This is a genomic window from Nocardioides sp. CF8 (assembly GCF_000389985.1).
Taxonomy (GTDB): Bacteria; Actinomycetota; Actinomycetes; order Propionibacteriales; family Nocardioidaceae; genus Nocardioides; species Nocardioides allogilvus.
The window spans coordinates 1,084,239-1,090,114 of record NZ_CM001852.1; the positions used below are offsets into that span (position 1 = coordinate 1,084,239).

Sequence of the window (5,876 nt, forward strand, 5' to 3'; positions counted from 1 at the left end):
TCGTGGCGGTCGCCGCCGCCGCAAGGGTGGCGAGGGTTCGACCGACAGCCAGGACAACGACTCCGACGACGAGTCCGAGGACGAGGCCGACGAGGCCGACAAGGCCACCGACGCCGACCAGGGCGACCAGAACGAGCAGGGCGAGCAGGGCGACGGCACCTCGCGCCGCCGCCGTCGTCGTCGCCGTGCCGGCGAAGAGGGTTCCGACGAGCGCGACGACGAGCCCAACACCGTCACCCGCGTCCGCAACCGCCGCGCCCCCGAGGACCAGATCACCGCGCTCGCCGGCTCGACCCGGCTCGAGGCCAAGAAGCAGCGCCGTCGCGAGGGCCGCGAGGCCGGTCGCCGCCGCGCCCCGATCGTCAGCGAGGCCGAGTTCCTGGCCCGCCGCGAGTCGGTCGACCGCGTGATGGTGATCCGCCAGCGCAAGGAGCTGACCCAGATCGCCGTGCTGGAGGACAAGGTCCTCGTCGAGCACTACGTCGCCCGCGAGTCGCAGACGTCGCTGATCGGCAACGTCTACCTCGGCCGCGTGCAGAACGTCCTGCCGTCGATGGAGGCCGCCTTCATCGACATCGGCAAGGGCCGCAACGCCGTGCTCTACGCCGGTGAGGTCAACTGGGCCGCGCTCGGCCACAAGGACGGCCAGCAGCGCAAGATCGAGTCGGTGCTCTCCAGCGGCCAGTCGGTCCTCGTGCAGGTCACCAAGGACCCCGTCGGCCACAAGGGCGCCCGCCTGACCTCGCAGATCAGCCTCGCGGGTCGCTTCCTGGTCTACGTCCCCGACGGCACCACCAGCGGCATCTCCCGCAAGCTGCCCGACACCGAGCGCAACCGCCTCAAGACGCTGCTCAAGGAGATCGTCCCGGACACCGCGGGCGTCATCGTCCGCACGGCAGCCGAGGGTGCGAGCGAGGACGAGCTCACCCACGACGTCGAGCGGCTCAAGGCTCGCTGGGACGACATCGAGGCCAAGGCCAAGGGCCAGTCCCCGCAACTGCTGTACGGCGAGCCCGACCTGACCCTCAAGGTGGTCCGCGACCTCTTCACCGAGGACTTCGCCAAGCTCGTCATCGAGGGCGACGACGCCTGGGACACCGTGCAGGGATACGTCTCCCACGTGGCCCCCGACCTGCAGGACCGGCTGGAGAAGTTCGAGCCGGCCACCGAGGGGCGTGCGTCCGGCAAGGACGTCTTCGCCACCTACCGCATCGAGGAGCAGATCGCCAAGGGCCTCGACCGCAAGGTCTGGCTGCCCTCGGGCGGCTCGCTGATCATCGACCGCACCGAGGCGATGACGGTCGTCGACGTCAACACCGGCAAGTTCACCGGCTCCGGGGGCAACCTCGAGGAGACGGTGACCAAGAACAACCTCGAGGCCGCCGAGGAGATCGTCCGCCAGCTCCGGCTGCGCGACATCGGCGGCATCATCGTCGTCGACTTCATCGACATGGTCCTCGAGTCCAACCGTGACCTGGTCGTACGCCGCCTGGTGGAGTGCCTCGGTCGCGACCGCACCCGCCACCAGGTCGCCGAGGTCACGTCCCTGGGCCTGGTCCAGATGACCCGCAAGCGCATCGGCACGGGTCTGCTCGAGGCGTTCAGCTCCGACTGCGACCACTGCCAGGGACGCGGCGTCGTGATCACCAGCGAGCCCGTCGAGCCCAAGGGCGAGGGCGACGACGGCGATCGCCGCAGCAGCGGACGACGCAACCGTGGCCGTGGCCGCGACGGACAGGACAACGCCGGCAACGGCTCCGGCAACGGTTCCGGCAACGCCGGACAGGGTGGCAACGGCGGCAACGGCGGCAACGGTGGCCAGGGTGCTGCCCCGTCGCCCAAGGACGTCGCCGCGATGCCGCGCTCGGAGAAGCCCGAGGTCGAGCCGACGCAGGACGCACCCGTTCCTGCCGCCAGCGAGGCGCCGGTCGCGGCTGCCGCGAGCGTCGAGACGCCCGAGACCACCGAGCCCACGGAGGCCACGGAGGCCCCCCAGGCCGAGCAGCCCCGCGTGCAGACCTCCAGGCGCACCCGCCAGCCCAGGCGGGTCGCGACCGAGGCCCCCACGACGGCCCCCACGGCCCCCACGGAGACCCCGGCACCGGCCGAGGCCGCTGCCCCGGTCGCGGTCGACGTACCGGCCGCCGAGGCGCCCGCGGTCGACCAGCCCGAGGCCGAGCAGCCCAAAGGTGCGCAGCCGGCTCCTGCGACGACTGAGGCCCCCGAGCCGACGAAGCCGCAGGTCGTGACGCGCACGCGTCGTCGGTCCGCGACCCGACCTGCCGGTCCGCCGGTCGCCGCGCCCGTGGGCGCGGCCGGTGACGTGCCGCAGACGGGCATCGTGGAGCCGGGAACGGCCGACCTCGAGCCCGGCAACGACCACGACGGCGAGCACGACGAGGCGCCCCACGTCGAGCACGTCCCGATCAAGAAGAAGGGCACTCGCAAGCGCTGAAGCCCGCTCGGGTCGGCTCGTTTTGACCCGGTTGGCTTCGGAGCCGTAAAGTTGCTCCTCGTGCGCCCCGGCGTGCCCCTCCTGCATGGCCTCTGCTGACATCTCGTCGCGAAGCCCGAGCAGGAGCCGAACCCCGAATTTTCACCGTGTTTTTCACCGTGCCAGTCAATTGGCAACCACAAGGCCTGAGGAGAGTGAGTCCGCCGTGTACGCAGTTGTGCGCAGTGGCAGCAAGCAGCAGAAGGTTGCTGTTGGCGACGTCATCGAGATCGACAAGATGGACCTGAAGGCCAACGCGGTCGGCAGCTCCCTGACTCTCCCCGTGGTGATGGTTGTCGACGGCGAGACCGTCACCGCGACCGGCCTCGACAAGGCGGCGGTGACCGTCGAGATCCTCGGCGCCACCAAGGGTCCGAAGATCGTCATCCAGAAGTTCAAGAACAAGACCGGCTACAAGAAGCGCCAGGGTCACCGCCAGAAGTACACCCAGGTCAAGGTCACCGACATCTCCCTCTGAGCTCACGCTCGGAGCTCTCTTATCTGCTGATAAAGGACTGAACTCATGGCTCACAAGAAGGGCGCCGCGTCCACCAAGAACGGCCGCGACTCCAACAGCCAGCGCCTCGGTGTGAAGCGCTTCGGCGGCCAGGCCGTCAACGCGGGCGAGATCATCGTCCGCCAGCGTGGCACCCACTTCCACCCGGGTTCGGGTGTGGGCCGCGGTGGCGACGACACCCTCTTCGCGCTCATCGCGGGTGCCGTGCAGTTCGGCACCAAGCGTGGCCGCAAGGTCGTCAACATCCTCCCCGGTGAGTGACGAAACCTTTAGACAAACGCACCACTTCTTTCGCGAAGGGCGTCCCTAGACTCTGGGGAACGCCCTTCGCGCCATTTCATCTTCGTTAGGAACTCCCATGGCTGTACCCACCTTCGTCGACCAGGTCACGCTGCACATCAGCGCCGGCCGGGGTGGGCACGGTGTCGCGTCGGTCCACCGGGAGAAGTTCAAGCCCCTCGGTGGCCCCGACGGCGGCAACGGCGGCCCCGGTGGCTCGGTGATCCTGCGCGTGGACCCCGACATCACCACGCTGATCGACTACCACCACGGCAACAAGCGCAAGGCCGACCACGGCGGCCACGGCGCCGGCAACCACCGCAACGGTGCGCACGGCGGGGACCTCTACCTGCCCGTGCCCGACGGGACGCTGGTCAAGAACCTCGACGGCGAGATCCTCGGCGACATGGTCGGGGCCGGCACCGAGATGGTGATCGCCCGGGGTGGTCGTGGCGGCCTCGGCAACGCCGCGCTGGCCAGTGCCAAGCGCAAGGCGCCCGGCTTCGCGCTCCTTGGCGAGCCCGGCGAGGAGGTCGAGGTCCGTCTCGAGCTCAAGGTCGTGGCCGACATCGGCCTGGTCGGCTTCCCCAGCGCCGGCAAGTCCTCGCTGATCGCCGCGATGTCGCGGGCGCGGCCCAAGATCGCCGACTACCCGTTCACCACCCTCGTGCCCAACCTCGGGGTCGTCCGCGCGGGCGACGTGACCCTGACCGTCGCCGACGTGCCCGGCCTGATCGAGGGCGCTGCCGACGGTCGCGGCCTCGGCCACGACTTCCTGCGCCACATCGAGCGCTGCGCCGCCCTGGTGCACGTCATCGACACCGCCACCATCGAGCCGGGTCGCAACCCGCTCGACGACCTCGACGTCATCGAGAACGAGCTGAGCCGCTACGGCGGCCTGGAGGATCGTCCCCGGCTGGTGGCGCTCAACAAGGTCGACGTACCCGACGGCAACGAGATCGCCGAGATGGTCCGTGAGGACCTCGAGGCACGCGGCCTGCGCGTCTTCCCGGTCAGCGCAGCTTCTGGCGTCGGCATGCCCGCCCTGATCTATGCCATGGGCGAGATCGTCGGCCAGGCCCGGGCGGAGCGCCCGGTCGTGGAGGCCACCCGCATCGTGATCCGGCCCCCCGGGCTCGACGGCGGCGGCGACTTCGAGATCACCGAGCGCCCCGAGGGCTGGCACGTGCGCGGCGAGAAGCCCGAGCGCTGGGTCCGCCAGACCGACTTCGGCAACGAGGAGGCCGTGGGCTTCCTGGCCGACCGCCTCACCCGTCTCGGCATCGAGGCCCAGCTCGCCAAGCTCGGCGCCGAGGAGGGCGACCCCGTGCTCATCGGCCCGCTGGACAACGCGGTGGTCTTCGACTTCAAGCCCGGCATCGAGGCCGGCGCCGAGATGCTCGGTCGCCGCGGCGAGGACGAGCGCCTGCGCGAGGAGCGTCCCGCGGCCACCCGTCGCAAGGACATCCAGGAGCAGATGCCCGAGCGCGCCGAGAACGAGACGCGCGCCGACGTGGCCCGCCGCATCGACCGCTCCGGCAAGGCCGCCACGCCCAAGACCGTCACCAGCTCCGGGATCGGGCCGATGTCCTACGAGATCGGCTCGAAGGACGACCCCGACTGGGACGGTGAGGAGTGACCGATCGGGTGGCCCAGCGCTCGACGCTGGACCGCAGCGCCCTCGTCGGTGAGGCACGCCGTGTCGTCGTCAAGGTCGGCTCGTCGTCGCTGACCACGGCGGCCGGCGGGATCGACCCGGCGCGCATGAGCCGGCTCGTCGACGTGCTCGCCTCGGTGCGTGCCCGCGGAGCCGAGGTCGTGCTGGTCTCGTCCGGGGCGATCGCCGCCGGGCTGGCCCCGCTGGGCCTGACGAAGCGCCCGCGCTCGCTCGCCACCCAGCAGGCGGCGGCCTCGGTCGGGCAGGGACTCCTCTCGCACCGCTACCAGGAGGAGTTCGCCCGCCACGACCTCGTCACCGGGCAGGTGCTCCTCACGGTGGACGACGTCATCCGGCGCGCCCACTACCGCAACGCCTACCAGACGTTCGCCAAGCTGCTCGAGCTCGGCGTCCTGCCGATCGTCAACGAGAACGACACGGTCGCCACCTCCGAGATCCGCTTCGGTGACAACGACCGGCTGGCCGCGCTGGTCGCGCACCTCGTGCACGCCGACCTGCTGGTCCTGCTCTCCGACGTCGACGGCCTCTACGACGGACCCCCGAGCCGCGCGGGTTCGCAGCTCGTGCCGGTGGTGCGCTCGGCGAACGACCTGGCCACCGTCTCGATCGGCACACCCGGCACCGCGGGCGTCGGCACCGGCGGCATGGTCACCAAGGTCGATGCCGCCCGGATCGCCACGGGTGCCGGCATCCCGGTCATCCTCACCTCTGCCGACCAGGCGGAGGCCGCGCTGGCAGGTGCTGAGGTGGGCACCGTCTTCCTCCCCACCGGCAAGCGCCGCCCCACCCGTCTCCTCTGGCTCGCGCACGCCACCGAGCCCAAGGGCTCGCTCGTGCTCGACCCGGGCGCCGTCGCGGCTGTCACCGAGCGCCGCGCCTCCCTCCTCGCCGCCGGCATCACCGCCGTG

General features: G+C 70.9%; 5 protein-coding genes. All 5 read left to right on the plus strand.

Annotated elements, in window-relative coordinates:
• Positions 1–2,455, plus strand: a 2,455-nt coding sequence (locus CF8_RS05350; protein ID WP_036490305.1) for an Rne/Rng family ribonuclease, incomplete at its 5' end; no start/stop codon positions are given.
• A 205-nt stretch (positions 2,456–2,660) separates the two neighbouring features.
• Positions 2,661–2,972 carry a 50S ribosomal protein L21 gene (gene rplU, locus CF8_RS05355; RefSeq protein WP_036490308.1) on the plus strand — a complete coding sequence of 104 codons (312 nt, stop codon included), beginning with the start codon at positions 2,661–2,663 and terminating at the stop codon, positions 2,970–2,972.
• A 45-nt stretch (positions 2,973–3,017) separates the two neighbouring features.
• Positions 3,018–3,272 (plus strand): 50S ribosomal protein L27, encoded by a 255-nt coding sequence (gene rpmA, locus CF8_RS05360; RefSeq protein WP_010832117.1) that lies wholly within the window; start codon positions 3,018–3,020, stop codon positions 3,270–3,272.
• Between the two features lie 97 nt (positions 3,273–3,369).
• A complete protein-coding gene (gene obgE, locus CF8_RS05365) occupies positions 3,370–4,929 on the plus strand; it encodes a GTPase ObgE (RefSeq protein WP_010832118.1) in 1,560 nt (519 codons plus the stop codon).
• Positions 4,926–5,876 (plus strand): glutamate 5-kinase (gene proB / locus CF8_RS05370; RefSeq protein WP_232211580.1); only part of this gene is annotated, 951 nt, incomplete at its 3' end. The genes obgE and proB, both read left to right, overlap by 4 nt.